The organism is Kitasatospora sp. CB01950, from assembly GCF_001905465.1.
GTDB lineage: Bacteria > Actinomycetota > Actinomycetes > Streptomycetales > Streptomycetaceae > Kitasatospora.
Genome location: NZ_LISX01000001.1, coordinates 135982 through 161604, shown reverse-complemented (window position 1 = coordinate 161604; position 25623 = coordinate 135982). Strand labels below are relative to the sequence as shown.

The window sequence follows — 25623 nt, the reverse complement described above, 5'->3', positions numbered from 1 at the left end:
GCTGCTGAATCTCCAGCCGGAATCCTTCCTTCCACGGTCGGCCGCGCCCCGGATCGGACAGTCTCGAACAGCCTCACGCACTGAGGGATGGACTCCGGCCGTTGGGGCGCGTACGGAGCTGAAACGCGGAGCCGAGCATGCTCACCACCTTGCAGACCTCCTACACGGACACCCGCGCCGGCGACCTGGCCTGGCAACTGGGCGGCGACCCCCTGCCCGCGCTGGCCGTCCGTGACCTGAAACTCGACGACGGCGCCGGCCGGACCGATGCCCTCGGCGGCACCCTGCAGCTGCGCCTGCTGGGCGCCTCCCACCAGGTCGTCCTGGCGGGAGGCGCCCAGGGCGACTGTCTGGAGACGGTGGCCTGTCTGCCCGGTCGCCGCACCCCGCTGCCCGCCCGGGTCGCCGAGCAGGTGGCCGGCTGGGAGTACGAGTTCGCCGCCCGGATCGAGGAGCTGCCGCCGCACGTGTTCGCGGCCCGTGCCCAGGAGCTGCTGGCCCTGGTCGAGGGGCACCCGCGGGCGCTCGCCGGGATCTTCCCCGGCGACCCGAGCGCCTTCACCGCCCTGGTCGCCCACTGCGGGGAGCGCCGGGTGCACTGGCGCACCTGGCACGCCTACCCGCAGGAGGGCCGCCTGGTCTGCACCCGCTCCTCGCTCTCGCTGCGCCGCACCGTGGAGGCCGTCGGCGGCCGCCCCGGGCGGGGCGGCCGGAGCGCCCATCTCGGCCCGGCCGCCCGGCACGGGGACGGCGGCCCGGAACCGCAGTCCGGGTGGTGACCACCGTCAACCGGAGACCGCCCGCAGTCCCCCGATTGGGCGCAGCCACTCACCCGGGCTCTCGCCTAGCGTTCATTTCATGATCAACCATCCGGTCGGACGGTCCGCGCAGCCCGCTCCGGACGCCCCCGCTCTCCCGCCGACGGCCGCACTCCGGCCCACCGCCCCCCGCACCGCGGGCCTCGGCGGCGCGGTCCGGGCCGGCGGCGCCATACCGCTCGCCCTGCCCGCCCGTCCGGCCCGGATCCTGGTACTGCTGGCCGCGTTCGTCTGCGCGGCCTGCGGCCTGGTGTACGAACTCGAACTGGTCGCGCTCGGCGGCTACCTGCTCGGCGACTCCGTCACCCAGACCTCCGTGGTGCTCTCCGTGATGGTCTTCGCGATGGGCATCGGCTCGCTGCTCGCCAAGGGCCTCACCCGCCGCCCCGCCACCTCCTTCGCCCTGGTCGAGTTCGCGCTGTCGCTGACCGGCGGCCTGTCCGCACTCGCCCTGTACTGCGGCTGGGCCTGGCTGCGCCAACCGCACGCCACGCTGATCGCGCTGATCGCCGCCACCGTGCTGATCGGACTGCTGATCGGCGCCGAGATCCCGCTGCTGATGACGCTGATCCAGCGGATCCGCCGGGAGCACGCCGGCCGGGCCGTCGCCGACCTGTTCGCCGCCGACTACGTGGGCGCGCTGATCGGCGGCCTGGCCTTCCCGTTCGTCCTGCTGCCCGCACTCGGGCAGGCCGCCGGCGCGCTGGTCACCGGTGCCGTGAACGCCGTCGCCGGGGCGGTGGTGGTGCTCTGGCTGTTCCGCGCCGAACCCACCCCGCGCGCCCGCCTGCTGCTGTGGACCGGCTGCGGCCTGGTGCTCGCCGCCCTCGGGCTGGCCGCCGCCTGCACCGGCGCCCTGGAGCGCGCAGCCCGGCACGCCCTGTACGGCGGGCCGATCCGGCTGGTCGCGCAGAGCCGCTACCAGGAGATCGTCCTCACCGGCGGCCCGCCCGACACCGGGTCCCGCACCCCGCTGAAGCTCTTCCTGGACGGCCGGCTCGCCGTCTGCGGCCCCGACGAGTACCGCGAGCACGAGGCACTGGTCCGTCCCGCGCTGGCCGGCGGCCCCAGCGCCCGGGTCCTGGTCCTCGGCGGCGACGGCCTGGCGCTGCGCGAGGTGCTGCGGCACCCGGCGGTACGCAACGTCCTGGTGGTCGAGCGCGACCCGGAGCTCTCCGCGCTGGCCCACCGGGACGGCGCCTACGACGCGCTGACCGAGCACGCCTGGGACGACCCCCGGGTACGGCTGGTGACCGCCGAGCCGATGGGCTGGCTGCGCAGCACCCCCGACCAGTTCGACGTGATCGTCTCCGACCTGGACGACGAGGCCGCGCACGGCAAGTACCGCTCGCGCGAGTTCTACGGCCTGGCCGCCCGGCGGCTCGGCCCGAACGGCCGGCTGGCGGTGCGCGGCGGCGCCCCGGACGGCGTGCTGTGGAGCTCCGCGGCGGGGCTGGCCGCCGCCGGGCTGGACGCCGTCCCGTACCAGGGCGTCGCCCCGGATGCCGAGGACTGCGGGCAGGCCGGGCCCGCCCCGGCGTTCCTGCTGGCCGGCCACGCCGCGCCCGCGCTGGCACTGGCCCCGGACGCGCCCGCGCCGCGCTCGTTCACCGTCGACGTGCTGCGCGGCACGGCGGCCCGGCTGTCCGCCCACCGGCCGTCGCCGCTGCCCCCGCCGCACTCGCTGATCGGCCCCTGAACCGACCGGGCGCACAGCGAACGACCGTCCGCCGTGCGCCCGTTCGCGGCACTCCCGGCCCCGCTTCGGGTGCGGGGCTCGGCACGACGGCGGCCGGTCGGTAGGCTCGCCGGTATGGAGCATGAGGTTGTCGTCCCGGTGCCCGCCGAGGTGGTCCGGGAAGCGCTGCTGGACCGCGAACTGGTGGCCCGCTGCGTACCGGGGCTGAGCGCGGTCGCGTCCACGTCCGCCCCCTCGGCGGCGGACAGCCGGCTCCGGGTCCGGATCGCGGGCTCCACCATCACCTTCGCCGGCCGGATGTCCGTGGACGACTGGCAGGACGGCGCGCTGCGCCTGCGGCTGACCGGCGAGGAGATCCGCGGCGCGGCACCCGTCACCGCCGAGCTGCGGATCACCCTGCGGGAGCAGCCGGGCGAGACCGTGATGTGCTTCACGACCGCGCTGACCGCCTCCGGCCGGCTCGCGGGCTTCGATGCACCGGCGCTGGAGACGGCCGGCCGCCGACTGATCGACCGGGCGGCGGCGGCCCTGGTCGCCGAGCTGTCCGACCCCGGCGAGGACGCCGAGGACGACCCGGCGGACGGCGCCACCGTGGTCTTCCTGGACGAGCGCGCGCAGGGCCCCGACCTGGACGACGACCTCTCCGACCTGATCGCCTTCAGCGAGGACGACCTGCCCGAGCCGGTGCCGGTGCCGCGCCCGGAGGCGGCGTTCGAGCAGGAGAGCGCCCCGGTACGGCGCAGCATCGTCGGCCGCTCCGCCGAGGAGGTGGACCACGCCCCGCCGCACGGCCGGTACGCGCCCGCCCCGCCCGCGCACAGCGCGCGGGCCCGCGCGGCCACCCGCTGGGGCGGCGTGGAGCCGGCCCTGCTGCCCGGCGGAGGCGGCGAGCGCAGCGCGCTGCCGTGGGTGATCGGCGGCGGGGTGGCGCTGCTCGGCGGCGCGGTGGTGCTGGTCAGGGCCCTGCGGCGGCGCTGAGCCGGGGGGCCCAACTAAGCTTGCTGCCCATGAGCAACGACCGCGACGCCCTGCTGGCGCAGATCAAGGACAAGGCCGTCGTGCACGGCAAGGTCACCCTCTCCTCCGGCCGCGAGGCCGACTACTACGTCGACCTGCGCCGGATCACCCTGGACGCCGAGGCGGCCCCGCTGGTCGGCAAGGTGATGCTGGACGCCGCCGCCGACCTGGAATTCGACGCGGTGGGCGGCCTGACCCTGGGCGCCGACCCGGTCGCCGCGGCGATGCTGCACGCGGCGGCTGCCCGCGGCCGCAAGCTGGACGCCTTCGTGGTCCGCAAGGCGGGCAAGGCGCACGGCCTGCAGCGCCGCATCGAGGGCCCGGACGTGAAGGGCCGCCGGGTGCTGGCGGTGGAGGACACCTCGACCACCGGCGGCTCGGTGCTGACCGCGGTGGAGGCGCTGCGCGAGGCGGGCGCCGAGGTGGTCGGCGTCGCGGTGATCGTGGAGCGCGGCGCGGCCCCGGCGATCGCCGAGACCGGCCTGCCGTACATCACCGCGTACACCCTGGACGACCTGGGTCTGTGACCCCCGGTTCCACGTGGAACAACGCGAGAGGCCCCGGCCACCTTCGGGTGGTCGGGGCCTCTCGCACTGTCTGCGGGGCGCGGGGCGCGGGGCGGAGTCGGCACGCGCGGGGCGCGCTCAGCCCTCGCGGGGCGCGCTCAGTGCTTGCGGTGGCGGCCGCCGGCGACGGTCTCCGCGGTCCGGTCCTCGGCGGTGGCGCCGCCGGCCTTCTTCTTCTTCCGCTCGCGCACCACCTCGACGATGATCGGCGAGATCGAGACCAGGATGATCAGCGCCATCGCGGGCAGCAGGTACTTGTCGATCACCGGGGCGAGCTGGTCGCCGGTGAAGTAGCCGATCAGCAGCATGGACTCGGTCCACAGCACGCCGCCGACCACGTTCCAGGCCAGGAAGGTCTTGGCGGGCATCTGCAGGGTGCCGGCCACCGGGTTGAGGAAGGTCCGCACGATCGGGATGAAGCGGGCCAGGATCACGGCCTTGGCCGGGCCGAACTTCTCGAAGTACTCCTCGGCCTTCTCCACGTACTCGGGCCGGAAGATCTTCGAGTTCGGCTTGTCGAACATCTTCGGGCCGACCTTGCGGCCGAGCAGGTGACCGAGCTGGGCTCCGGCGATCGCGCAGAGCGGCGCGCCGACCAGCAGCACCCCGATGTTCATCTGGGCGCCGTCGCCGAGCACCGCGGGGGCGGCACTGGAGGCGGCGACACCGGCCAGGATGAGCATCGAGTCACCGGGGAAGAAGAACCCGACCAGCAGGCCGGTCTCGGCGAAGATGATCGCCAGGATCCCGATGGCGCCGACGGAGGCGACGAGCGATTTGGCGTCAAGGACGTTGACGGCGAGCTGGATGTGTTCCACGCGCGCAGGATAGCCCGTACTGCTTTGCGAATGCCTTACTCGGCGGCCCGCGGACCCCGCTCCGGACGGCCCGCCCGGACGGCCGTCCCAAGTGGCGGGCCGCTGGGTGTGTCTGCGGGGCGAGTCTGGGAAGATGACCGAGGTGTCCGGCCCGCGGTCGAGCAACCACCCTCAGCTCGTACCGCATCCGTCGTGAACCACAGGCGTACCGAGCCTTCGGACAGCGTCGTCCGATCGCCCCACACCGACAGGAGCGGATTCGCATGCCCATCGCAACTCCCGAGGCCTACAACGAGATGCTCGACCGGGCCAAGGCGGGCAAGTTCGCCTACCCGGCCATCAATGTCACCTCGTCGCAGACTCTGCACGCCGCCCTGCGCGGTTTCGCCGAGGCCGAGAGCGACGGCATCATCCAGATCTCCACCGGTGGTGCGGAGTTCCTGGGTGGCCAGCACAGCAAGGACATGGTGACCGGCGCCGTCGCGCTGGCCGAGTTCGCGCACATCGTCGCGGCCAAGTACGACGTCACCGTCGCCCTGCACACCGACCACTGCCCGAAGGACAAGCTGGACGGCTACGTCCGCCCGCTGCTGGCGGTCTCCGCCGAGCGCGTCGCCCGCGGCGAGAACCCGCTGTTCCAGTCGCACATGTGGGACGGCTCGGCCGAGACCCTGGCCGACAACCTGGCCATCGCGCAGGAGCTGCTGGCCCAGGCCGCCGCCGCCAAGATCATCCTTGAGGTCGAGATCACCCCGACCGGCGGCGAGGAGGACGGCGTCACCCACGAGATCAACGACGAGCTGTACACCACCGTGAACGACGCGGTCCGCACCGCCGAGGCGCTCGGCCTGGGCGAGAAGGGCCGCTACCTGCTGGCCGCCTCGTTCGGCAACGTGCACGGCGTGTACAAGCCCGGCAACGTGGTGCTCCGCCCGGAGCTGCTCGCCGACCTGCAGGCCGAGATCGGCAAGCAGTACGGCAAGCAGGACCCGTTCGACTTCGTCTTCCACGGCGGCTCCGGCTCCACGGCGGAGGAGATCGGCATCGCGCTGGAGAACGGCGTGGTCAAGATGAACCTCGACACCGACACCCAGTACGCCTTCACCCGCCCCGTCGTGGACCACATGTTCCGCAACTACGACGGCGTGCTGAAGGTCGACGGCGAGGTCGGCAAGAAGAACACCTACGACCCGCGCACCTGGGGCAAGCTGGCCGAGGCCGGCATGGCCGCCCGCGTGCTGGAGGCCGCGCAGCAGCTGCGCTCGGCCGGCAAGCGCATGAAGTAACCGCAGCACCGACGGTGCCCCGTACCCGCCCGGGTCCGGGGCACCGTCGTTTCCGGAAGCGACGACCATCGGCCGTCCGAGTGGCAGACTGGCACACCATGGAGATGCACAAGAACCTGCTCGACGGACCGGAGCCGACCCTCCTGCCCGAGGAGGAGCAGCCTTACCGGATGCTGGCCGAGGAGTCCGCCTCCCCGACCCAGGTGGCGGCCGAGTACCCGACGTTCTGCCTGGCCTGGGCGATGCTCGCGGACGACTCCTTCGCGTCCGGCCGGACCGTCGAGTCCTACGCCTACGCCCGCACCGGCTACCACCGCGGCCTGGACCAGCTGCGCCGCAACGGCTGGCACGGACACGGCCCGGTCCCGTGGGAGCACCGCGGCAACCGCGGCTTCCTGCGCTGCCTGGCCGCGCTCGCCCGGGCCGCCGGCTCGATCGGCGAGACCGAGGAGGAGGCCCGCTGCTGGCAGTTCCTGAAGGACAGCAGCGCCGAGGCGTACGCCGAACTCAAGCAGTAGCGGCAACGCCGCACCTCGGACGGGCCGCCCCCATCGTGGGGGCGGCCCGTTCCCGTCAGTCCCGCAGGTCGAGGGCGAGCGGGCCCTCGTCGAGGCCCACCAGCAGGACGTCGCCGACCAGCGACAGCCCGCCGGCCGGGGAGCCGAGGCGGAGGTCGAGCACGCTGTCGGGCCGCTCCGGGCGCCGGACCCGGATCAGCCCGTCGGACCAGGCGGTGGCCAGCAGCAGCCCGGACGGCCCGCTGCCGAGAGCGAGCGCGGTGACGGGGCACCGGCGGCGGTCGGCGGGTTCGGGCATCGGCTCGGAGCCGGGCCCCCAGAGCCGGACGGCACCGTCCAGGCCACCGCTGGCCAGCAGCGGGACGCCGGGAGCGGCCGCGTCGGCGGCCAGCGCGGTGACCGGGCCGGTGTGCAGCTTCTCGCTCAGCACTGCGCCGCCCCGGTACCAGTGCACGCCGCCGCCGCTGTCGCCGAGGGCCGGGGCCGCGTCCGGCAGGCCGGGGGCGGCGGCCAGCACGAGCGGTTCGCCGTCGGCGGCGGCGCGCAACCGGGCCAGCGCCTCGTCCAGGGCGTACGGATCGAGGCCGGGCGCGGTCGGGTCGAGGCCGGGCGCGGTCGGGCCGGGCGCGACCAGGTCGAGACCGCCCCAGGCGTCCAGCAGGACCAGGCTGCCGCCGGGGGTGGCGGCAAGGTCGCGCAGCGGTTTCGGGCCGGGGACGGCGATCCGGCCGACGACCGTGCCGTCGGCCGGGGAGAGCGCGTGCACCGCGCCGCCCGCGTCGGCGAGCAGCCACTGGCCGCGGTACGGACCGGCGCCGGGGGCGGTGGCGGCCGCGCCGGGGTGACGGCGGACCCAGCGGGCGGCCCAGCGGCCGGGGGCGGTGCCGAGCCGGTCGGCGGCGAAAGCCGCGGCGGCGGCCACGGCCGGGTCCGTGGGGTCGGTGCCGAGCAGCCGGGCGCGGAGTTGGTGGGCCCGGACGCCGGGCTGGGGGGTGTCGATCAGCGCGGGGCCGGCGGCCTGCCAGGCGGCGTCCAGCGCGGCGGGGGCGGTGCCCGGGGCCGCGCCCTCCAGGGCGACGGTGACGGCGACCGGTTCGGCGAGCGCGTACAGCAGCGGGTCGGCGGCCAGCGGGCCGAGGTCGCCGGTGCGGGCCGCCGCCGCCCACAGGGCGGTGAGCAGCTCCGTCCCGGCGGCGGGGAGGTCGGGCCCGCCGTCAGGGCGGAGCGGGACGCGGGCCAGCAGGTCGGCGAAGGCGGGCGGCCGGGGCGGCTCGGCGCCCAGGGCCCGCCCGGGGTTCGGGTACCCGGCCGGGTCGAGGCCCTCGCGCTCGCACCAGGCGTCCCAGCGTTCGCGGTCGGTCCAGCGGGGGTCGTCCAGGTCGAGTTCGGCGGGCCCGGTGACCGCGGTGAACACGAGGTCCGAGGTGGCCTCGACCGCCAGCCGGATGTGCCGCAACTCCAGGAGCGGGTCGAGGAGTTCGGCCACCAGCCGGGCCGGGTCGAGGGCCAGGTCGAGCTCGGGGACGCAGATCACGGTGCGCCGCGGGTCGGCGGCCAGCCGGTCGAGCAGTTCCCCGGGGGTGCGGGCCGGCACGTCCAGCTGCTGCCCGAGCTGCCAGACCGCGGCCCGGACGCCGTACCCGTCGGCGGGCAGGAAGGCGTTGATCCGCCGTTCCACCGGGGTGTCGGGGGCGGTGCCGCCGGCGATCAGCCAGGCCAGCAGGTGGGTCCGGCCGCTGCCCGGCGACCCGGAGATCCGGCACAGGCGCGGCGCCCGCTGGTCCCCCAGCCAGCCGAGCAGGGCCGCTCCGGCGGCTCTGCGGCCGGCGCGCAGCGGTGGTATCCGGTGCTCGTCCATTCCCTGGCCCCGTTCCGTTCGGTTCTCGTCACTTCGGTTCCCGGCACTGTCCCGGTCGGAGCGTACCGATCGGGAATCCGTCCGGGGCAAGGGAGTTGACCGGGTCTCGGTGCAGACTGAATAGTCGTTCCGGACGACGGGGGAAGGGAAGCGCATGGGTGTCGTACTGCCGGGTGAACTCGCCTGGGTGCTCGACCTGATCGGCGTGAACTGGCCCAACGTGGACGAGGACGAGTACCGCGAGATGGCGGACGAGCTCCGTGAGCTCGCCTCCTCGCTCGCCGAGGACCGGGACGTTCTGTCCAGCGCGGTCGGCAGCCTGATGGGGATGAACCAGGGACCGGCCGCGGAGGCGTTCCAGGCGAAGTTCGACAAGGTGGTCGGCACCCATCTGCCGCAGGTGAGCAAGGCACTGGACCTGTTCGCCACCGGGCTGGACGGCGCCGCGCTGGTGATCACCGGCGCGAAGCTCGCCGCGATCGCCCAACTCGTCATCATGGCCGCCGAGTTGATCGCCGCGCAGGCAGCCGCGCCGTTCACCTTCGGGCTGTCCGAGGCGGGCGCGGTGGGCGCCACCCAGGCCACCCGGATCATCGTCAAACGCCTGCTCAAGGAGGCCGAGCAGCAGCTGCTGTCGCAGCTGATGTCGCTGGTCGAGGGCCCGGTGTTCGCCGCCCTCGGGGGCATGGCGCAGGACTTGGTGGTGCAGCTGACGATGAACGCGGTCGGCGCCCAGCACGGGATCGACCTGGGCCGCACGGCGCGGGCCGGCGAGCAGGGCTTCAAGGACGGTGTGCAGCAGTCCGTCGACCAGGTGAAGGGCTACGCCGCCGACCCGCTGGGCTCCGCCGAGCAGTTCGGCCAGAACGTGGTCACCGGCGCCGTCAACAACGGCGGCGCGGCCCCGTCCGGCAACGCCCCGCACCCGCGCGGACGCTGACCCGGAACACCGGACGTCCCGTCAGGAGCCGTACCGGATCTCGTCGAGCAGCAGCCGCCAGACGCCCTCCGGTTCGGCCATGGCGCGCGGTTCCAGGGCGGTCAGCTCGGCGGTGAGCCGTTCGACCGAGTCGCGCAGCTCCGCCGCCCCGCTGCCCTCGTCGTAGTGCGGCAGTTCGCGCTGGAAGGCCAGCAGGAAGGCGGCCAGCGAGGACAGGTCGGCGTGGTACGGGCGGTCCAGGCCGTCCTCGGCGATGTCCAGCGGGACGGCGTGGACGCCGCCGGTGGCGCCGTTCAACGCCAGCGTGCCGGTGGCGAGTTCGCCGAGGACCAGCCAGGAGCCGACGCCGGGGCCGAACAGGTCCAGGTACTCGTCCTCCGCCGAGGCCCAGTCCCCGACGTGCTCGCGCAGCGGCACCGGCCCGGTGGCCAGGTGCTCCTCCGCCTCGAACACCGCTGTGCGGCCGGCCGGCAGCCCGACGGTGGTCAGGAACTCGCGCGCGCCGGGGTCGGCCACCGCCTCCGCGATCCGCTCCGCGGGGGGCCGGACCAGCCCGTCCGGCCCGAACTCCCGCTCCATCTCCGCGCGTGTCACTGCCACCCCGGGGCCTCCCGCCGTGCGCCACGGCCCCGCCCGGCCCGGTGGTGCGGGCAGGCGCGGCTCAGCCGTAGATCTGCTGGTGTCTGCGCTTCAGGTTTATCAGATAGCGGTTGTGCTGGACGTTGCCGTCCGAGGAGGCCTGGCCGTTGTAGTCGAAGCTGTGGGTGACGTCGGTGGTCTTCGGGAAGTACTGCTTGAGCCAGGCCCCGCAGGTGCTGCCGGTCGGGCAGGGCTGGCGCTCGGTGTAGACCGCGTCGACGTTGTCCTGCAGGCCTTTGCGCAGGAAGGGCAGGCCGAGCACGATCTCGGAGTGGGAGCTGCGGGGGATGCTCTGGGCCACCACGATGACCGGGTTCCCGGTGCCGTTGTCGTAGTGGAAGGCCGCGTAGTTGGCGCTCGGGTTCTCCTCGACGCCGCCGCCGTACTGGTTGGTCGCCCGCCGGGCGCGCTGGGTGGCGCGGGCCAACTCGGAGCTGCCGGGGTCGATCTTGGTCGACGGAACCTGCGGGCGGCCCTCCTTGGGGCGCCGCTTGGGCGTGAACGGGAACTTCGTGCGGTCGTTGGGCGGGCCGACGGTGGTCAGGTTGCCCGGCCCGTTCGGGTCGGGCGACAGCAGGTCCCGGATGCCCGGTTCGTGGCCGGTGATCGGCTTCGGGGCGCTCCCGTCGCTGTGCAGCCGCTGGATCCTGCCGTCGGCGCCGAGCAGGTAGACCGGGGTGGTGTCGTGCTTGGCGACGATCCGCTGGAACTCCTGGCCGAGGCGCTCCTCGTTCTCGCGGTGGTTCTTGTTCATCTTCAGCAGGCCCTTGGAGGCCTTGTCGGCGTGGTCCGCCAGGGAGTCCAGGGCCTTCTCGATGCTCTGCAGGGCGGTGGAGGCGGCCTTGGCCACCACCTCGCCCAGACCGTCCCCGCGACCGGTCGAACTCGCCTTCGCATGGCCGTTGTTGACCTTGTGCTTCTTGGCGCTCAGCTTCGCGTGCAGCTTGTCGAACTCGGCCGCGGCCCGTTCCACGTTGTCGTAGTCGTGCGCGATGTCGTTCACATCAACCCCCGTCCCGCCCACCGCAGTTGGCACACCCGCTCGGGGTGCTCGCCGTATCATCGCACCCATCCGCCGGCCGCGACCGGTCCGGCGCCGACCGAACGCCCCGCGCATAGACTGCTGCCATGACCGCAGAACTCGCCCAGCGCCTGCTCGACCGCTTCGGCCCCGCCGGCCTCCGCCGCCCGGACGCTGCCGAGTTCGCCCGGGTGACCGTTCCCGCCGCAGCCGCCGAGCTGCTGGCCGCCACCGGTCTGCCCGTCCAGGTCGGCCCCTACTTCCGCACCTCCGCCGGGGACGCGCTCGCCCTCGGCGACCTCACGGCCGGCCAGGACCGGCCCGGCCCGCGCAACGGCGAGGAGCAGTGGGCCCGGCTCGGCACCGACCGGGGCTCCGAACTCTGCCTGGACCCGCAGGGCCGGGTCTGGTCGGTCTTCGTCGACTTCGAGGAGCCGTCCGTGCTGGTGAACACCAGCCTGGAGGCGTTCCTCTCCTCGCTCGCCGAACTCGACCGCAGCCTGGCCGCACTGGCCGCCGCCGAGCAGCCCGACCAGGTCTTCGCCGAGTTCACCGCCGTGGAGAGCCGGCTGCGCGCCACCGACCTGCGCGCCTTCGAGGACGACGAACTGTGGTGGCCCCGGGTCCTGGAGGACGTCCGGCACACCCGGGGCGTGCCGAGCTACGCCTCCTTCAAGTACCTGGACGCCAAGGGCGAGCCGCAGATCATCACGGCCGGCGGCTCGCTCGCCCTGCACGCCGAGGAGGCGCTCTGGCACCGCGCCCTGGCCCTCGGCGTCCAGCCCGAACAGGTCGTGGAGATCTACACCGAGCTTCAGGCCTGCTTCCTGCCCGGCCACTACTGCTCGGTGTGGATGGCCGACACCTTCCCGGAGGCGGCGTTCACCCACAGCTACGACTACGGCGACACCGCCGCCGAGCGCGAGGCCGGCATCCGCGAACTCGCTGAGGCGCTCACCGAACGAGGCTGACTCGGCCTCAACTTCCGTGTGCGGCAAGGGCATAGCCTGGGCCGGTGACCGCTGACCGCATATCCGGCCCGGGCGCCCGTCGGCTGCTCGCCCTGCCTGCCGCTGCGGCCGTCGCCCTCGGGGCGGCCGCCTGCTCGGACGACAGTTCCGGCGCCGGCCTCTCCTACGCCAAGGTGCGCTCCACCGCCGAGCAGATCCGCCAACAGCCGTCCACCGCCTGCCCGTTCGGCCTGGACGGGCTGGCCACCGCGCTCCAGGCCGCCGGGATCGACCGGCCCGTCACCCCGGGCGCCGAGGACGCGAAGGCGGTCGAGGGCGAGCTCGGCGACGGCACCCCGCCCTACCGGTGGCCGTCCGGCATCAGCCCGTCGCCGAGCACCGCCTCCGCGCCCGGCCTCCCGCCGCACGCCTGGGTGACCTGCACCTGGACGGCCGGCACCGCCACCGTCCGGCTCGACCTGGAGGCCGTACCGCTGAGCGACGTCGGGGTGAGCGTGCTGCTGCCGACCCTCCAGCGCACCGGGCAGCTGACCGTCGACCAGCTCGGCGCGGTGGTCACCGGCCGGCCGAAGCCCGGCGGCAAGCCGGTGCTGCTGCCCGGCGGCGGGCTCGCCGCGATCGCCCGGGTGCCGCTCAAGGGCGACGGCGACCTGGTGCTGCTGCTCTCCCAGGGCGACGCGGGCCCGGCCGACCCGGCCCTGACCGGGGAGCCGATGGCCAAGGCGCTGGAGCACCTCCAGGGCCGAATCCACGGCTGAGACCCCGTTCGAGGGAACCAACCGCGGCCATACTGCGTATGTTCACGATGCAGCACAAGCGTGCGAAACGGGCCACCGGACCGCACACCCGCAACTGTCGTCGCTCCAAGGGAAACCAGATGCCCGCAGCCCGCAGGTCACCCGGCAGGTCCGCCCGTCGCCGCGCCCGTTCGCGCCGCCGCCGGCTGGCCCTGGCGCTGGGCGGCACTGCGGCGCTGATCGTGCTCGGCGTGGCCGGATTCTCCCGGTTCGGCCCGGCCGGCGGGCAGCCGCAGGACACCGGATCCACCGCCCAGGCCCGGCCCGTCCCCCCGGTCAGCGACTCCCCCGAGCCCGCCAAGTCCGCGGAGAGCAGCGCCCCGCCGCAGACCGAGGCCCCGAAGAGCGACCCGCCCAAGAACGACACGCAGATCGTCCAGCACGGCAGCGGCAGTCTCAGCACCGCCGCCGCCACCGGCGGCACGGTGGGCACCGGCGGCACCGTGCGCCGCTACCAGGTCCAGGTCGAGGACGGCATCAACATCGATCCGAAGGCCGCCGCCGACGAGATCCACAAGGTGCTGGGCGACAAGCGCAGTTGGATCTCCGACAAGCGCAACAGCTTCAAGCTGGTCTCCTCCGGCACCTACGACTTCACCGTCATCATCGCCTCGCCCGACACCACCGACAAGCTCTGCGGCGCGGGCGGACTGGACACCAGGGGCGAGGTGAACTGCGACGTCGGCAAGCAGGTGGTGGTCAACTCCAAGCGCTGGCTGACGGGTTCGCCCCAGTTCGACGGCAGCCTGGACGACTACCGGGCGCTGATCGTCAACCACGAGGTCGGCCACCGGATCGGCCACGGCCACGAGGGCTGCCCCGGCCCGGGCAAACCCGCCCCCGCGATGATGCAGCAGATCTACGGCCTGAACGGCTGCACCGCCAACGCCTGGCCCTACGACGCCAACGGCAGCTATCTCAAGGGCCCTTCGGTGCCCTGATGACCCGGCCGCCCGTACGCCCCCGCACCTCCGTCGGACTGCCCGACGCGCCGGACGCCGCGCTCAGCCCAGCACCGGCAGGTAGCCGGACAGGTCGCTGCGCTCGCCGCTCGCGCTGAGCGTGGCGTCCAGCGCGTCGGCCCAGGCGAGGCGGCCGGTGGCCAGCCGGATCCAGCTCAGCGGGTCGGTCTCGACCACGTTCGGCGGGGTGCCGCGGGTGTGCCGGGGGCCCTCGACGGCCTGCACCACGGCGTGCGGAGGGATGCGCAACTCGACCGAACCGCCCGGCACTTGGACGGCGAAGGCGTCGGCGAGCAGCCGGGTCGCGGAGGCCAGCGCGAAGCGGTCGTGCGGGAAGGCCGCCAGGCCCAGCGCGTCCGCCAGGTCGTCGGCGTGCACCACCGTCTCCACCAGCCGGGTCACCAGGAAGTCGGCCAGCAGGATCGGGCCGAAGCGCATCAGGATGACCCGACCGGGCTCGCGGCCCTCCTCGCTGTCCAGGGCCTTCCACAACTCGCCGAACTGCCGGTCGAGTTCACCGGACACCTGGGCGGCGTCCCCGGCGAACTGCTCGGCCACCAGCTCCACCGCCGTGGAGCTGATCGCGGCCGCCGCGGTGCGGGTCCGCGACGCCCAGTACAGCGGCGTGATCGGGGCCTGCGGCGGCAGCGGGTCGTGCAGGTGCAGCGGCACCCAGCTGGCCACCATCCCGAGGTGGGCGACGAGTTCACGCACCCGCCAGCCCTCCAGTCGGGTCGGCAGGGCGAGCTGCTCGTCGTCCAACTCCCGGACGGCGGCGGCGATCGCGTCGAGCTGCCCGGTGAGCGCGGCGCGCACCTTCACCGGGTCGTAGGTTCGGGGCTTCACAGTCGGCATGCCCGCAGCGTACAAAAAGGCGGGCGGCCGGTCCGGAGAATTCCGAACCGGCCGCCCGTCGAAACGGTGCCGCGTCAGGCGAGCAGCGCCTCGATGACGCCGGTGTGGGCGTCACGCAGCTCGGCCAGGGTGACGGTGAACTGACCCTGGACCTCCAGGGCGTCGCCGTCGACCACGCCGATCCGGGCCGCGGGCAGGCCGCGGGCGCCGCACATGTCGTTGAACCGGAGCTCCTCGCTGCGCGGGACGGCCACCACGGCGCGCCCGGCGGACTCGGAGAACAGGAACACGAACGGGTCGATGCCCTCGGGCACGACGACCCGGGCGCCGTTGCCGCCCTTGAGGCAGCTCTCCACCAGGGCCTGCGCGAGGCCGCCGTCGGAGAGGTCGTGGGCGGCGTCGATCATGCCGTCGCGGGAGGCGGCGATCAGGATGTCGCCCAGCAGGCGCTCGCGCTCCAGGTCCACCTTGGGCGGCAGGCCGCCGAGGTGGTTGTGCACGACCTGCGACCAGGCGGAGCCGCCCAGCTCGTCGGCGGTGTCGCCGAGCAGGTAGAGCAGCTGGCCCTCTTCGGCGAAGCCGACCGGGGTGCGCCGGGTGACGTCGTCGATGACGCCGAGCACCGCGACCACGGGGGTCGGGTGGATGGCGACGTCGCCGGTCTGGTTGTACAGCGAGACGTTGCCGCCGGTGACCGGAGTGCCGAGCACCTGGCAGGCATCGGCCAGGCCGCGGGTGGCCTCGGCGAACTGCCACATCACGTCCGGGTCCTCGGGGGAGCCGAAGTTGAGGCAGTCGGAGACCGCGAGCGGCTTGGCGCCGCCGGCCGCGACGTTCCGGTAGGCCTCGGCCAGGGCCAGCTGGGCGCCGGTGTACGGGTCCAGCTTGGCGTAGCGGCCGTTGCCGTCGGTGGCGACCGAGACGCCGAGGTTGGTCTCCTCGTCGATCCGGATCATGCCGGAGTCCTCGGGGGTGGCGAGCACCGTGTTGCCCAGCACGTAGCGGTCGTACTGGTCGGTGATCCACGCCTTGGAGGCCTGGTTCGGCGAGCCGGCGACCTTCAGCAGCGCGTCCTTCAGCTCGGCGCCGTCGGCCGGGCGGGCGAGCCGCTCGGCGGTCGGGGCGTCGGCCTGCAGGGCGTCCTGCCAGGACGGGCGGGCGTACGGGCGCTGGTACGTCGGGCCCTCGTGGGCGACGGTGCGCGGCGGCACGTCCACGACCAGCTCACCGTGCCAGAAGATCTCCAGGCGCTCGCCGTCGGTCACCTCGCCGATGACGGTGGCGATGACGTCCCACTTCTCGCAGATCTCCAGGAAGCGGTCGACCTTGCCGGGCTCGACGATCGCGCACATGCGCTCCTGCGACTCGCTCATGAGGATTTCCTCGGGCGAGAGCGTGTGGTCGCGCAGCGGCACGGTGTCCAGCTCGATCCGCATGCCGCCGGTGCCGGCCGAGGCCAGCTCCGAGGTGGCGCAGGACAGGCCGGCGCCGCCGAGGTCCTGGATGCCCGCGACGAGGTCTTCCTTGAAGATCTCCAGGGTGCACTCGATGAGGAGCTTCTCCTGGAACGGGTCGCCGACCTGGACGGCGGGGCGCTTGGCCGGGCCGGTCGCGTCGAAGGTCTCCGAGGCGAGCACCGAGACGCCGCCGATGCCGTCGCCGCCGGTGCGGGCTCCGTACAGGATGACCTTGTTGCCGGGGCCGGAGGCCTTCGCGAGGTGGATGTCCTCGTGCTTCATCACGCCGACGCACAGCGCGTTGACCAGCGGGTTGCCCTGGTAGCAGGAGTCGAAGACGACCTCGCCGCCGATGTTCGGCAGGCCCAGGCAGTTGCCGTAGCCGCCGATGCCCGCGACGATCCCGGGCAGCACGCGCCGGGTGTCCGGGTGGTCGGCCGCACCGAAGCGCAGCGGGTCCATCACGGCGACCGGGCGGGCGCCCATCGCCAGGATGTCGCGCACGATGCCGCCGATGCCGGTGGCCGCGCCCTGGTAGGGCTCGATGTACGACGGGTGGTTGTGCGACTCGACCTTGAAGGTGACCGCGTAGCCCTGGCCGACGTCGACCACACCGGCGTTCTCGCCGATGCCGACGAGCATCGCGTCGTTCTTCGGGGCCTTGTCGCCGAACTGCTTGAGGTGGACCTTGGAGCTCTTGTACGAGCAGTGCTCCGACCACATCACCGAGTACATGGCCAGCTCGGCGCCGGTCGGACGGCGGCCCAGGATCTCGCGGATCCGGGCGTACTCGTCCTTCTTGAGGCCGAGCTCGGCCCAGGGCTGGGCGTCGTCCGGGGTCTGCTCGGCGTTCTTGACGGTGTCGAGGCTCATCAGGCGTTCACCAGCTGCTTCAGGACGGAAGTGAAGAAGCCCAGGCCCTCGGTGGTCGGACCGGTGAGCGGCTCCACGGCGTGCTCCGGGTGCGGCATCAGGCCGACGACATTGCCGGCGGCGTTGGTGATGCCGGCGATGTCGCGGTACGAACCGTTCGGGTTCACATCGAGGTACCGGGCCACGATGCGGCCCTCCGCCTCGAGTTCGTCGAGGACGTGCGCGTCGGCGACGAACCGGCCTTCGCCGTTCTTCAGCGGAACGACGATTTCCTGGCCGGCCGAGTAATCCCGGGTCCAGGCGGTGTCGGCGTTCTCGATGCGGAGCTTCTGGTCGCGGCAGATGAAGTGCAGCGAGTCGTTCCGGGTGAGCGCGCCGGGCAGCAGGTGCGATTCGCACAGCACCTGGAAGCCGTTGCAGATACCGAGGACCGGCATTCCGAGCTTCGCCTGCTCGATGATGGTGTCCATCACCGGCGAGAAGCGGGAGATGGCGCCGCAGCGCAGATAGTCGCCGTAAGAGAATCCGCCGGGCAGGACGACGGCGTCGACCTGGTGGAGATCCTTGTCACGGTGCCAGAGGGCGACCGGCTCGGCGCCGGCCAGGCGGACCGCACGCTGGGCGTCACGGTCGTCGAGCGAGCCGGGGAAAGTGACGACGCCGATGCGGGTGGTCACTTGCCCTCCTCCTCGACGCGGACGGTGAAGTCCTCGATCACGGTGTTGGCGAGGAAGGTTTCGGCAGCCTCACGGATGCGGGCGAGCGCGGCGTCGTCGACCGGCCCCTCCAGCTCCAGTTCGAAACGCTTGCCCTGGCGGACATCGGCGATCCCGGCGAATCCCAGACGGGGCAGTGCACGCTGCACCGCCTGTCCCTGCGGGTCGAGGATCTCCGGCTTGAGCATGACGTCGACTACGACGCGTGCCACTGGCACTCCCGGTGGTGATTGCGTTCAGGCGGGGGACCTTCAGCCTACCTGTGCCGGGCGGCCATCTTGCGGCCCACCAGCGGCAACGCGCGTAGACCCACGCCCCTTACGAGGCAAGGCTTCCGAGCCTCTCCGAACCCCGGTCGGCATCCCATTTCGTCGGTTTAATCCCGTCTGTAACGAGGCGGTATCGGCATCCGAGGGAACCCCGTGAATATCCGGAAAAAAGGAATCCCGAACTCTTCGATTTCAGCAGCTTCCGGGTGCAGAATAGGGCGACCGGCAGCCGAACGCGCCGCATCTCGGCGTGGGCTCCCCTGCCCGCCGACGGATGCCGTGATCCCGGCCCAACGGACCGGCGGGGCATCCGAGACCACCGTCGGCCGAATTGCCCGAGAGGATTGACACCCATGGCTCAGCGTGTAGTCGTCACGCTCTCCGACGACCTGGACGGCGGCGCCGCCGCGGAAACCGTCCACTTCGGCGTGGACGGGAAGTCGTACGAGATCGACCTGTCCGCCGACAACGCGGAAAAGCTTCGGGAGGCCCTCGCCCCGTTCGTCGCCGCGGGCCGCCGGCAGAGCCGCAGCGGAAAGTCCTTCCGCCGCACCGCGCTCACCCCGGACCCGGCCGCCGTACGCGCCTGGGCGCAGTCGAACGGCATGGAGCTGCCCGCCCGCGGGCGCATCCCGAAGCACGTCTACGAGGCGTTCTCCGAGAACAACTGACCCTGTCCGACGGCCCGTTGAGGGCCGCCGGCCCTTCCCCGGCCACGCCGCCGGGGAAGGGTGGGGCGAGCACGGCGATTGATGTTGTAGAGTATTTCTCGTCGCCGCAAACGGGGGAACACCCGAGCGGGGCGGCCGGTGCCCAGGCACCGTGCGGACGTGGCTCAGTTGGTAGAGCATCACCTTGCCAAGGTGAGGGTCGCGAGTTCGAATCTCGTCGTCCGCTCGCAGTTAGCACGACAAGCTGTACAACTCAATATCATGCGGACGTGGCTCAGTTGGTAGAGCATCACCTTGCCAAGGTGAGGGTCGCGAGTTCGAATCTCGTCGTCCGCTCCAGTTTCGAAGGCCCCCTCGATCGAGGGGGCCTTCGGCGTTCCCGGGCACACTTCCGCGGCACCCGATGACATTTGTCACCGCCGACCCGTGGAACTCCACCGGCACCCGGTGACGGCCCGCACTACTGGACGGCCCGGCCCGGCGGAAGGCTGGAGCCATGACCGACACCAGCCGTCCCCGCCCCGCCGTCGAGGCCCGCGGCCTGCACCGCCGCTACGGACCGTCCGGTGCCGCCGGCTTCGAGGCCGTCCGCGGCCTGGACCTCACCGTCGCCCCCGGTGAGCTGTTCGCGCTGCTCGGCACCAACGGCGCCGGCAAGACCTCCACCATGGAGGTGCTGGAGGGCCTGGCCGCGCCGACCGCCGGCGAGGTCCGGGTGCTCGGTCTGGACCCCGCCCGCGACCGGGCCGCGCTCCGGCCCCGGATCGGCATCATGCTCCAGGAGGGCGGCTTCCCCGGCGAACTGACCGTCGCCGAGACCGGCCGCTGCTGGTCCGGGCTGACCACCGACAGCCGCACCGTGGACGAGGCGCTCGACCTGGTCGGCCTGCTCCCCCGCCGCTCGGTGCGCGTCAAGCAGCTGTCCGGCGGCGAACGCCGCCGCCTCGACCTGGCGATGGCCCTGCTCGGCCGCCCCGAGGTGCTGTTCCTGGACGAGCCCTCCACCGGCCTGGACCCGGAGGCCCGCGCCTCCGTGTGGCGGCTGATCCGGGAGCTGCGCGCGGCCGGCACCACCGTGCTGCTCACCACGCACTACCTGGAAGAGGCCGAGGAACTCGCCGACCGGCTGGCCATCATGCACGGCGGCCGGGTGGTGGCCGGCGGCACCGTCGACGAGGTGCTGGCCGACCACCCCGCCCGGATCGGCTTCGAACTGCCCGAGCGCTCCGGCCCGCACGCCGCGCTCGATCTGCCGTCCCTGCCCGGCGCCGAGCCGACCATCGACGGCCGCCGGATCACGCTGCGCACCACCGACCTCCAGGGCACCCTGACCGAACTCCTCGGCTGGGCCGCCCGCCACCGGGTCCCGCTGGGACGGCTGGACGCCCGCAGCGCCTCGCTCGAAGAGGCCTTCCTCGCCATCGCCGCGTCCGACGCGGCCACCACGCCGCAGATCGGACGTGCCGCATGACCGCCGCGACCACCCCCGCCGGACGCCTGCTCGCCCTCGGCCGCGCCGAGGCCACCCTGCTGCGCCGCAACCGCACCGCGATGTTCATGGCCCTGGCGCTGCCGCTGGTGCTGGTCGGCACGCTCCGCTCGGTCCTGAACGCCGCCGCCGAACACACCCCCGGCCTGGACGTGAACGCCAACATGGTGGTCGGCGCGATGGGCGTGGTGCTGCTGATCGTCGTCTACTGCAACCTGACCTCGGCCTACACCGCCCGGCGCAGCGACCTGGTGCTGAAGCGGCTGCGCACCGGCGAGGCCACCGACACCGAGATCCTGCTCGGCACCGCCGTCCCGTCGATCGGGCTGGCGCTCACCCAGTGCCTGCTGCTGGGCGTCGGCGGCGCCCTGCTGCTCGACCTGCCCGCCCCGATGAACCCGCTGCTGCTGCTGGCCGGGCTGGCGCTCACGGCGGCCCTGCTGACCGCGCTGGCCGCGGTGTCCAGCGCCGTCACCAAGACCGTGGAGACCGCCGGCATCACCACGCTGCCGCTGCTGCTGGTGGCGCAGCTCGGCTCCGGCCTGATGGTCCCGCTGGAGTCGCTGCCGGACTCGGTGGCGAACGTCTGCCGCCTGCTGCCGACCACCCCGGCCCTGCAACTGCTGCGGATCGGCTGGTTCGGCACCGACGGCTCCGGCCCCGCCGAGAACTTCGCCGGGACATGGGGCCAGGCCGCGACCCCGCTGCTGCTGGCCGTGGCGTGGACGGCCGTGGCGGCCTGGGCGGCCCGCCGCTGGTTCCGCTGGGAGCCGCGCCGATAGATTCGGCCGAGTCGTCGAAGATCCGGGAACGAGGAATCACGCCGTGCGGTTGAGCAGGCCACGACCGATCCGCCACTGGCGGGCGATGTCCAAGCCGCAGCGCATCGAGCTGTACGTGCGGTGGTCGCTGTACCTCGTGGCGGTGGCGCAGCCGCTGCTGGCGCTCGGCTCGGTGGCCGCCGCCGCGGGGGTGGACGAACTGCCCGCCGGCTTCCGGCTGGTGGTGCTCGGCATGGTGCCGGCGGGGGCGCTGAACATCGTCCTGTTCCGCACCGGACTGGCCGCGTACCTCGGCCGCCGCCCGCACCCGTACGGCTGGGCGGCGCTGTCCGCGGCGGTGTCGGCCGGCCTGGCGCTGGCGGCCCTGCTGATGGGCTCCCCGGGAGTGCCGGACGCCTCGGCCGCCTCGGCCGCTCCCGGCGTGATGGCCACCATGGCGGCGACCTGCTGGACCACCGCCGCGGCGGTCGCCCTGCCGACCCGCCGGACGCTGCTGGGCGGGGTCGCCCTGGTCGCCGTGCTGACGGTGCCGCCGGCCCTGGCCGGGGCCCGGCCGGGCACCGTGTTCGGCGTCGCCTTCGGCAGCCTGCTCGGCGCGACGACGGCCGCGGCCGCCGCCCGCTGCTCGGCCTGGATGGCCAAGGTGGTCTGGGAGTTGGACGGGGCCCGGGAGGCCCAGGCCCGGCTCGCGGTCGCCGAGGAGCGGCTGCGGTTCTCCCGCGACCTGCACGACGTGCTGGGCCGCAACCTCGCCACCATCGCGCTGAAGAGCGAACTGGCCGTGCAGCTGGCCCGCCGTCAACGACCCGAGGCGGTCGACCAGATGACCGAGGTGCAGCGGATCGCCCAGGACTCGCAGCGCGAGGTCCGCGAGGTGGTGCGCGGCTACCGCACCGTCGAACTGCACACCGAACTGATCGGCGCGGCCTCGGTGCTGCGCGCCGCCGACGTCGACTGCCGGACCGAACTCGCGGGCGCGGACGCGCTGCCGACCGAGGCCCAGTCGGTGCTCGGCTGGGTGGTGCGGGAGACCGCGACCAACGTGCTGCGGCACTCCGAGGCCGCCAACTGCACGTTCCGGCTGCGGGTCTCCGGCGGCCTCGCGGTGCTGGAGGTGGAGAACGACGGCGTGCCCGCCGTACCGCCGGCCCGCACCGAGGGTTCCGGCAGCGGCCTGCGCGGCCTGCGCGAACGCCTGGCCGCCCACGGCGGCACCCTGACGGTGGCCGGTCCCGGCCCCGGGCGGTTCCTGGTGACCGCCGAACTACCGATGGCAGCAAGGGAGTCCGTGGCGTGACCGACCGGGTGCGGGTACTGCTCGCCGACGACGAACACCTGATCCGGGGAGCGCTGGCCGCGCTGCTCGCCCTGGAGGACGACCTGACGGTCGTCGCCGAGGCCGCGTCCGGCCCGGAGGCCCTGGCGATGGCCACCGCGCACCGCCCCGACGTGGCGGTGCTGGACCTGCAGATGCCGGGCCTGGACGGCCTGGAGGTGGCCGCCGAACTGCGCCACCGGCTGCCGGACTGCCGGGTGATGATCGTGACCGGGCACGGCCGCCCGGGCTACCTGAAGCGGGCCCTGGAGGTCGGGGTGCGCGGCTTCCTGCCGAAGACCGTCTCCGCCTCCGACCTGGCCGGCATCATCCGCACCGTCCGGGCGGGCGGCCGCTACGTGGACCCGGAGCTGGCCGCGGAGGCGATCAGCGCGGGCGACTCCCCGCTGACGCCGCGCGAGACCGACGTGCTGGAACTGGCCGCGGACGGCTCCTCGATCGCCGAGATAGCCGACCGGGCGTCGCTGTCGCAGGGCACCGTGCGCAACTACCTGTCCTCGGCGGCCGGCAAGCTCGGCGCGGAGAACCGGCACGCGGCGGTGCGGATCGCCCGCGAGCACGGCTGGCTCTGACCGGGCCTTCGAGCCGTCACAGCCGGCCGCGCGGCGGCGTCACTTCCAGTCGAGACCGGTGAGCTTCTCGTACGCGTCGATGTAGCGCTGCCGGGTGTGCTCGACGATCTCGGCGGGCAGCGGCGGCGGCGGGTTCTCGCTCTTGCGGTCCCAGCCGGAGGCCGGCGAGGTCAGCCAGTCGCGGATGATCTGCTTGTCGAAGGACGGCTGGTCGCGGCCCGGCTCCCACTCGTCGGCCGGCCAGTAGCGGGACGAGTCCGGGGTCAGCACCTCGTCGCCGATGACCAGTTCGCCGTCCAGCAGACCGAACTCGAACTTGGTGTCGGCGAGGATCAGGCCGCGGTCGCGGGCGATCGCGCGGGCCCGCGCGTACACGGCGAGAGTGGTCTGCCGCAGGGTCGCGGCGAGGTCCGCGCCGATCCGGCGGGCGGTCTCCTCGTAGGAGACGTTCTCGTCGTGCTCGCCGACCTCGGCCTTCAGCGCCGGGGTGTAGATCGGGGCGGGCAGCTCGGAGCCGTTGTCCAGGCCCTCGGGCAGCGCGATGCCGCACACCGTGCGGGAGACCCGGTACTCCTCCAGGCCGGAGCCCGCCAGGTAGCCGCGGGCCACGCACTCCACCGGCGCCATCTCCAGGCTGCGGCAGATCAGGGTGCGGCCGGCCCAGTCGGCCGGGGCGCCCTCGGGCAGCTCGGTCGAGATGACGTGGTTGGGCACCAGGTCGGCGATCCGCTCGAACCACCACAGCGACAGCTGGGTGAGGATGCGGCCCTTGTCCGGGATCTCGTTCGGCAGCACCCAGTCGTAGGCGGAGGTACGGTCGCTGGCCACCATCACCAGGTTGCCGTTGCCGTCCCGGTACAGGTCGCGCACCTTGCCGGTGTGCAGGTGGACCAGGCCGGGCACCTGGACCGGCTCGGGCTTGGTGACGAATCCGCTCACGGTCGTAACGTCCTCACAGCTGGGGGGCTCTGCTGCCGGGAGTCTTTCATGCACGCCCGATCGGGGGCGGGTGCGGCCCCCGCCCTCAGCAGCCGGTCAGAGCCCGGTGCGCCCCTCCTTGCAGAGCTGGTCGAGCAGGTTGGCGGTGGCCCGCTGGATCCGCTCGTCGGTGTGCCCGGGCCGGTCCAGCGCCGGCGACCAGGCGAACGTCCCGGCCGCGAACACGTACGCCCCGCTGGGCGCCCGGTACAGCGAGGTCTCCTGGTGGGTGAGCCGCCCCGCCGCGTCCCGGTACGGGGAGTGCGCCAGCAGGGTGCGCTCGGTGCAGACCGGCAGCGACACCTTCGGGTAGTAGCGGTCGGCCTCCCCCGCGACCATGCCGGGCAGTTCCTCGCCCTCGGCGAGGCCGGTGCCCTGCCACAGCCAGTGCGCGGTGTTCCGGGCCACCAGCGGCACCGGCGTGGGCACACTGCCCGCGTACTGGATGCCCAGCAGGTGCTGCTCCGGCTCCCCCGCGTCCCGCCACAGCGCGCTCGCCGCGCCCGGCGCACCGCCCGCCGGATGGTCGGCGGCGACCTTCTGCCGTTTGCGGCAGTTCAGCAGCCGGGACGGCTCGCCGTTCGCGCCGGCCGTCAACTCGACCCGCCAGTACAGCGAGTTGGCGGACAGGAAGACCAGCGAGGTGCCGCCGTCCCGGGCCCGCTCGACGGCCCGCCGCATCGGCTCCGACCAGTACTCGTCGTGCCCGGGGAACACCAGCGCCTTGTACCGGTCGGCGTCCACCAGCCCCGCGTGCAGGTCGGTGGCGGTGGCGTAGGCCAGGTCGTAGCCGTACCGCTCGGCCCACCGGATGAAGTCGTACGCGTGCCCGACGTGCAGGGGCAGGCCCGCCCCGGCGTGCGGCCGGTCGAAGGAGACGGTGACCGCCGCCTGCTCCTCGTACACCAGCCGCCCCGCGCCGTCCCACGCGTGGTAAAGGCTCGCCCCGAGGTGCCCGTCCTCCGGGAACAGGTTGTACGCCTGCCAGGTCACGTCCGGCAGCACCAGCAGCAGGTCCGCCGCGTTGAAGTCCCGGACGGTGAACGGGATGTGGCTGCGGTGGCCGCCGTCGGCGGTGGTCAGCACCGCCACGTACGCGCCCGGCCGCCAGTCGGTGGGGACCTGCAGCCGCCAGGACTGCCACCAGTGGTGGCAGGAGACGGTACGGTCGGCGACCATCGGCGCGGGCTGGGCGAGGCCGGAGATCAACGGGCTGGAGGAGACCTGCCGGGCGCCGTCGCCGGCGTCGTGGCCGATCCGGTAGACGTCGACCTGGAACTCCTGCGGCGGATTGACCGTCACCCGGAAGTCCACCGAACCGCCGGGCCGGGCCACGCCCGACGAGGCGAACCCCTTGATCTGCTGCCGGACGTCGTCCGCGTTGCGCGGGCCGCTCACCGCGGGCCGCGGCGGCCGGGCCGCCCCTTCGAGCGGCCGCTGCCCCGGCGCGTCCACGCTCACGTACCAGGGCACCGCGCCCTCGCCGTCCGCCAGGTAGTGGTCGGGGCTGCGCAGCCACGGCAGCGGGCCCTGGCCGAACGGATCGGACACCCCGTGCGCCAGCGTGCCGGACTCCCACCGGCGGTTGGATTCCGTCCCCACACGCCCTCCCCACCCGTTGCGCATCCGCCGAGGGTGGCAATTGCCATGCGGATGTGCGTGCGAACCAGCACACCACTTCTGCTGGCGCAGTGTCACTCCACCGTAGCAATTAG

General features: G+C 73.5%; 25 protein-coding genes and 2 tRNA genes. 17 read left to right on the top strand and 10 right to left on the bottom strand.

Annotated elements, in window-relative coordinates:
* Positions 1-137 precede the first annotated feature (137 nt).
* The 4 genes from AMK19_RS00730 to pyrE all read left to right on the top strand — a co-directional run bounded on the left by AMK19_RS00730 (position 138) and on the right by pyrE (position 4061).
* Positions 138-779 carry a DUF2617 family protein gene (locus AMK19_RS00730; RefSeq protein WP_073807204.1) on the top strand — a complete coding sequence of 214 codons (642 nt, stop codon included), beginning with the start codon at positions 138-140 and terminating at the stop codon, positions 777-779.
* 79 nt (positions 780-858) lie between these two features.
* Positions 859-2517, top strand: coding sequence for a hypothetical protein (locus AMK19_RS00725; RefSeq protein ID WP_083646411.1), 1659 nt, complete (start codon positions 859-861; stop codon positions 2515-2517).
* Between the two features lie 114 nt (positions 2518-2631).
* Entirely contained in the window at positions 2632-3495 is an 864-nt protein-coding gene (locus tag AMK19_RS00720; RefSeq protein WP_083646410.1) for a CoxG family protein, read from the top strand.
* A gap of 29 nt (positions 3496-3524) precedes the next feature.
* Positions 3525-4061, top strand: coding sequence for an orotate phosphoribosyltransferase (pyrE, locus tag AMK19_RS00715; protein ID WP_043915296.1), 537 nt, complete (start codon positions 3525-3527; stop codon positions 4059-4061).
* Positions 4062-4198: 137 nt separating this feature from the next.
* Here the strand turns inward: pyrE and AMK19_RS00710 are convergent, their stop codons facing one another.
* Positions 4199-4918, bottom strand: a complete 720-nt coding sequence (locus AMK19_RS00710) for a DedA family protein (protein WP_241844182.1) — start codon at positions 4916-4918, stop codon at positions 4199-4201.
* Positions 4919-5181: 263 nt separating this feature from the next.
* Between AMK19_RS00710 and fbaA the strand changes: the two genes are divergently transcribed.
* Complete coding sequence (gene fbaA / locus AMK19_RS00705; protein WP_073807201.1) at positions 5182-6204, top strand: class II fructose-bisphosphate aldolase; 1023 nt, start codon at positions 5182-5184, stop codon at positions 6202-6204.
* A 98-nt stretch (positions 6205-6302) separates the two neighbouring features.
* Positions 6303-6722, top strand: a complete 420-nt coding sequence (locus AMK19_RS00700; RefSeq protein ID WP_073808251.1) for a DUF3151 domain-containing protein — start codon at positions 6303-6305, stop codon at positions 6720-6722.
* Positions 6723-6777: 55 nt separating this feature from the next.
* Here AMK19_RS00700 and AMK19_RS00695 read toward each other — a convergent pair whose 3' ends face one another.
* Positions 6778-8580, bottom strand: a complete 1803-nt coding sequence (locus AMK19_RS00695) for a hypothetical protein (RefSeq protein ID WP_073807200.1) — start codon at positions 8578-8580, stop codon at positions 6778-6780.
* A 154-nt stretch (positions 8581-8734) separates the two neighbouring features.
* On the opposite strand from AMK19_RS00695, the gene AMK19_RS00690 reads away from it, so the two are divergent.
* On the top strand, positions 8735-9520 hold the full coding sequence (locus tag AMK19_RS00690) for a WXG100 family type VII secretion target (protein WP_073807198.1): 786 nt from the start codon (positions 8735-8737) through the stop codon (positions 9518-9520).
* A 21-nt stretch (positions 9521-9541) separates the two neighbouring features.
* Here AMK19_RS00690 and AMK19_RS00685 read toward each other — a convergent pair whose 3' ends face one another.
* Together AMK19_RS00685 and AMK19_RS00680 are read right to left on the bottom strand one after the other, a co-directional pair.
* On the bottom strand, positions 9542-10120 hold the full coding sequence (locus AMK19_RS00685) for an SUKH-4 family immunity protein (RefSeq protein ID WP_143200000.1): 579 nt from the start codon (positions 10118-10120) through the stop codon (positions 9542-9544).
* A gap of 61 nt (positions 10121-10181) precedes the next feature.
* Positions 10182-11162: a nucleic acid/nucleotide deaminase domain-containing protein gene (locus AMK19_RS00680; protein WP_073807195.1), complete on the bottom strand. Its 981-nt coding sequence runs from the start codon at positions 11160-11162 to the stop codon at positions 10182-10184.
* A gap of 125 nt (positions 11163-11287) precedes the next feature.
* Between AMK19_RS00680 and AMK19_RS00675 the strand changes: the two genes are divergently transcribed.
* The 3 genes from AMK19_RS00675 (at position 11288) to AMK19_RS00665 (ending at position 13889) form a co-directional block, all read left to right on the top strand.
* On the top strand, positions 11288-12151 hold the full coding sequence (locus AMK19_RS00675; protein WP_073807193.1) for a nucleic acid/nucleotide deaminase domain-containing protein: 864 nt from the start codon (positions 11288-11290) through the stop codon (positions 12149-12151).
* A gap of 44 nt (positions 12152-12195) precedes the next feature.
* Entirely contained in the window at positions 12196-12909 is a 714-nt protein-coding gene (locus tag AMK19_RS00670) for a hypothetical protein (RefSeq protein ID WP_073807191.1), read from the top strand.
* Between the two features lie 119 nt (positions 12910-13028).
* Positions 13029-13889 (top strand): DUF3152 domain-containing protein, encoded by an 861-nt coding sequence (locus AMK19_RS00665; protein ID WP_073807190.1) that lies wholly within the window; start codon positions 13029-13031, stop codon positions 13887-13889.
* 63 nt (positions 13890-13952) lie between these two features.
* Here AMK19_RS00665 and AMK19_RS00660 read toward each other — a convergent pair whose 3' ends face one another.
* The 4 genes from AMK19_RS00660 to purS all read right to left on the bottom strand — a co-directional run bounded on the left by AMK19_RS00660 (position 13953) and on the right by purS (position 18023).
* Positions 13953-14765, bottom strand: a complete 813-nt coding sequence (locus tag AMK19_RS00660) for a maleylpyruvate isomerase family mycothiol-dependent enzyme (protein WP_073807188.1) — start codon at positions 14763-14765, stop codon at positions 13953-13955.
* A gap of 74 nt (positions 14766-14839) precedes the next feature.
* The gene (gene purL / locus AMK19_RS00655; RefSeq protein WP_073807186.1) at positions 14840-17095 is read right to left on the bottom strand and encodes a phosphoribosylformylglycinamidine synthase subunit PurL; all 2256 of its coding nucleotides are present in this window, start codon (positions 17093-17095) and stop codon (positions 14840-14842) included.
* Positions 17095-17772 carry a phosphoribosylformylglycinamidine synthase subunit PurQ gene (purQ, locus tag AMK19_RS00650; protein ID WP_073807185.1) on the bottom strand — a complete coding sequence of 226 codons (678 nt, stop codon included), beginning with the start codon at positions 17770-17772 and terminating at the stop codon, positions 17095-17097. Before purQ ends, purL begins: the two co-directional genes overlap by 1 nt.
* Positions 17769-18023 (bottom strand): phosphoribosylformylglycinamidine synthase subunit PurS, encoded by a 255-nt coding sequence (gene purS, locus AMK19_RS00645; RefSeq protein ID WP_033250393.1) that lies wholly within the window; start codon positions 18021-18023, stop codon positions 17769-17771. Before purS ends, purQ begins: the two co-directional genes overlap by 4 nt.
* Positions 18024-18433: 410 nt before the next feature.
* Here purS and AMK19_RS00640 point away from each other — a divergent pair, with 410 nt between their 5' ends.
* The 7 genes from AMK19_RS00640 (at position 18434) to AMK19_RS00610 (ending at position 22930) form a co-directional block, all read left to right on the top strand.
* The gene (locus AMK19_RS00640) at positions 18434-18751 is read left to right on the top strand and encodes a histone-like nucleoid-structuring protein Lsr2 (RefSeq protein ID WP_073807183.1); all 318 of its coding nucleotides are present in this window, start codon (positions 18434-18436) and stop codon (positions 18749-18751) included.
* A gap of 153 nt (positions 18752-18904) precedes the next feature.
* A tRNA-Gly gene (locus AMK19_RS00635) sits at positions 18905-18977 on the top strand.
* Positions 18978-19014: 37 nt separating this feature from the next.
* Positions 19015-19090: transfer RNA gene (locus tag AMK19_RS00630), tRNA-Gly, on the top strand.
* A 157-nt stretch (positions 19091-19247) separates the two neighbouring features.
* Positions 19248-20222 (top strand): ABC transporter ATP-binding protein, encoded by a 975-nt coding sequence (locus tag AMK19_RS00625; RefSeq protein WP_073807182.1) that lies wholly within the window; start codon positions 19248-19250, stop codon positions 20220-20222.
* Positions 20219-21022 carry an ABC transporter permease gene (locus AMK19_RS00620; protein ID WP_073807180.1) on the top strand — a complete coding sequence of 268 codons (804 nt, stop codon included), beginning with the start codon at positions 20219-20221 and terminating at the stop codon, positions 21020-21022. Before AMK19_RS00625 ends, AMK19_RS00620 begins: the two co-directional genes overlap by 4 nt.
* 49 nt (positions 21023-21071) lie before the next feature.
* Positions 21072-22319, top strand: coding sequence for a sensor histidine kinase (locus tag AMK19_RS00615; RefSeq protein ID WP_241844181.1), 1248 nt, complete (start codon positions 21072-21074; stop codon positions 22317-22319).
* Entirely contained in the window at positions 22316-22930 is a 615-nt protein-coding gene (locus tag AMK19_RS00610; protein ID WP_073807177.1) for a response regulator transcription factor, read from the top strand. Before AMK19_RS00615 ends, AMK19_RS00610 begins: the two co-directional genes overlap by 4 nt.
* Positions 22931-22969: 39 nt before the next feature.
* Here the strand turns inward: AMK19_RS00610 and AMK19_RS00605 are convergent, their stop codons facing one another.
* Both AMK19_RS00605 and AMK19_RS00600 read right to left on the bottom strand, forming a co-directional pair.
* Positions 22970-23869: a phosphoribosylaminoimidazolesuccinocarboxamide synthase gene (locus AMK19_RS00605; protein WP_073807175.1), complete on the bottom strand. Its 900-nt coding sequence runs from the start codon at positions 23867-23869 to the stop codon at positions 22970-22972.
* Between the two features lie 96 nt (positions 23870-23965).
* Positions 23966-25510 carry a N,N-dimethylformamidase beta subunit family domain-containing protein gene (locus AMK19_RS00600; RefSeq protein WP_073807174.1) on the bottom strand — a complete coding sequence of 515 codons (1545 nt, stop codon included), beginning with the start codon at positions 25508-25510 and terminating at the stop codon, positions 23966-23968.
* Positions 25511-25623: the final 113 nt, after the last annotated feature.

Excerpts from the sequence above, each read along its gene's own strand:
- AMK19_RS00730 (WP_073807204.1), top strand. The coding sequence starts at position 138 with ATGCTCACCACCTTGCAGACCTCCTACACGGACACCCGCGCCGGCGAC.
- AMK19_RS00725 (WP_083646411.1), top strand. The coding sequence starts at position 859 with ATGATCAACCATCCGGTCGGACGGTCCGCGCAGCCCGCTCCGGACGCC.
- AMK19_RS00720 (WP_083646410.1), top strand. The coding sequence starts at position 2,632 with ATGGAGCATGAGGTTGTCGTCCCGGTGCCCGCCGAGGTGGTCCGGGAA.
- pyrE (WP_043915296.1), top strand. The coding sequence starts at position 3,525 with ATGAGCAACGACCGCGACGCCCTGCTGGCGCAGATCAAGGACAAGGCC.
- fbaA (WP_073807201.1), top strand. The coding sequence starts at position 5,182 with ATGCCCATCGCAACTCCCGAGGCCTACAACGAGATGCTCGACCGGGCC.
- AMK19_RS00700 (WP_073808251.1), top strand. The coding sequence starts at position 6,303 with ATGGAGATGCACAAGAACCTGCTCGACGGACCGGAGCCGACCCTCCTG.
- AMK19_RS00695 (WP_073807200.1), bottom strand. The coding sequence starts at position 8,580 with ATGGACGAGCACCGGATACCACCGCTGCGCGCCGGCCGCAGAGCCGCC.
- AMK19_RS00690 (WP_073807198.1), top strand. The coding sequence starts at position 8,735 with ATGGGTGTCGTACTGCCGGGTGAACTCGCCTGGGTGCTCGACCTGATC.
- AMK19_RS00675 (WP_073807193.1), top strand. The coding sequence starts at position 11,288 with ATGACCGCAGAACTCGCCCAGCGCCTGCTCGACCGCTTCGGCCCCGCC.
- AMK19_RS00665 (WP_073807190.1), top strand. The coding sequence starts at position 13,029 with ATGCCCGCAGCCCGCAGGTCACCCGGCAGGTCCGCCCGTCGCCGCGCC.
- AMK19_RS00660 (WP_073807188.1), bottom strand. The coding sequence starts at position 14,765 with ATGCCGACTGTGAAGCCCCGAACCTACGACCCGGTGAAGGTGCGCGCC.
- purL (WP_073807186.1), bottom strand. The coding sequence starts at position 17,095 with ATGAGCCTCGACACCGTCAAGAACGCCGAGCAGACCCCGGACGACGCC.
- AMK19_RS00640 (WP_073807183.1), top strand. The coding sequence starts at position 18,434 with ATGGCTCAGCGTGTAGTCGTCACGCTCTCCGACGACCTGGACGGCGGC.
- AMK19_RS00625 (WP_073807182.1), top strand. The coding sequence starts at position 19,248 with ATGACCGACACCAGCCGTCCCCGCCCCGCCGTCGAGGCCCGCGGCCTG.
- AMK19_RS00620 (WP_073807180.1), top strand. The coding sequence starts at position 20,219 with ATGACCGCCGCGACCACCCCCGCCGGACGCCTGCTCGCCCTCGGCCGC.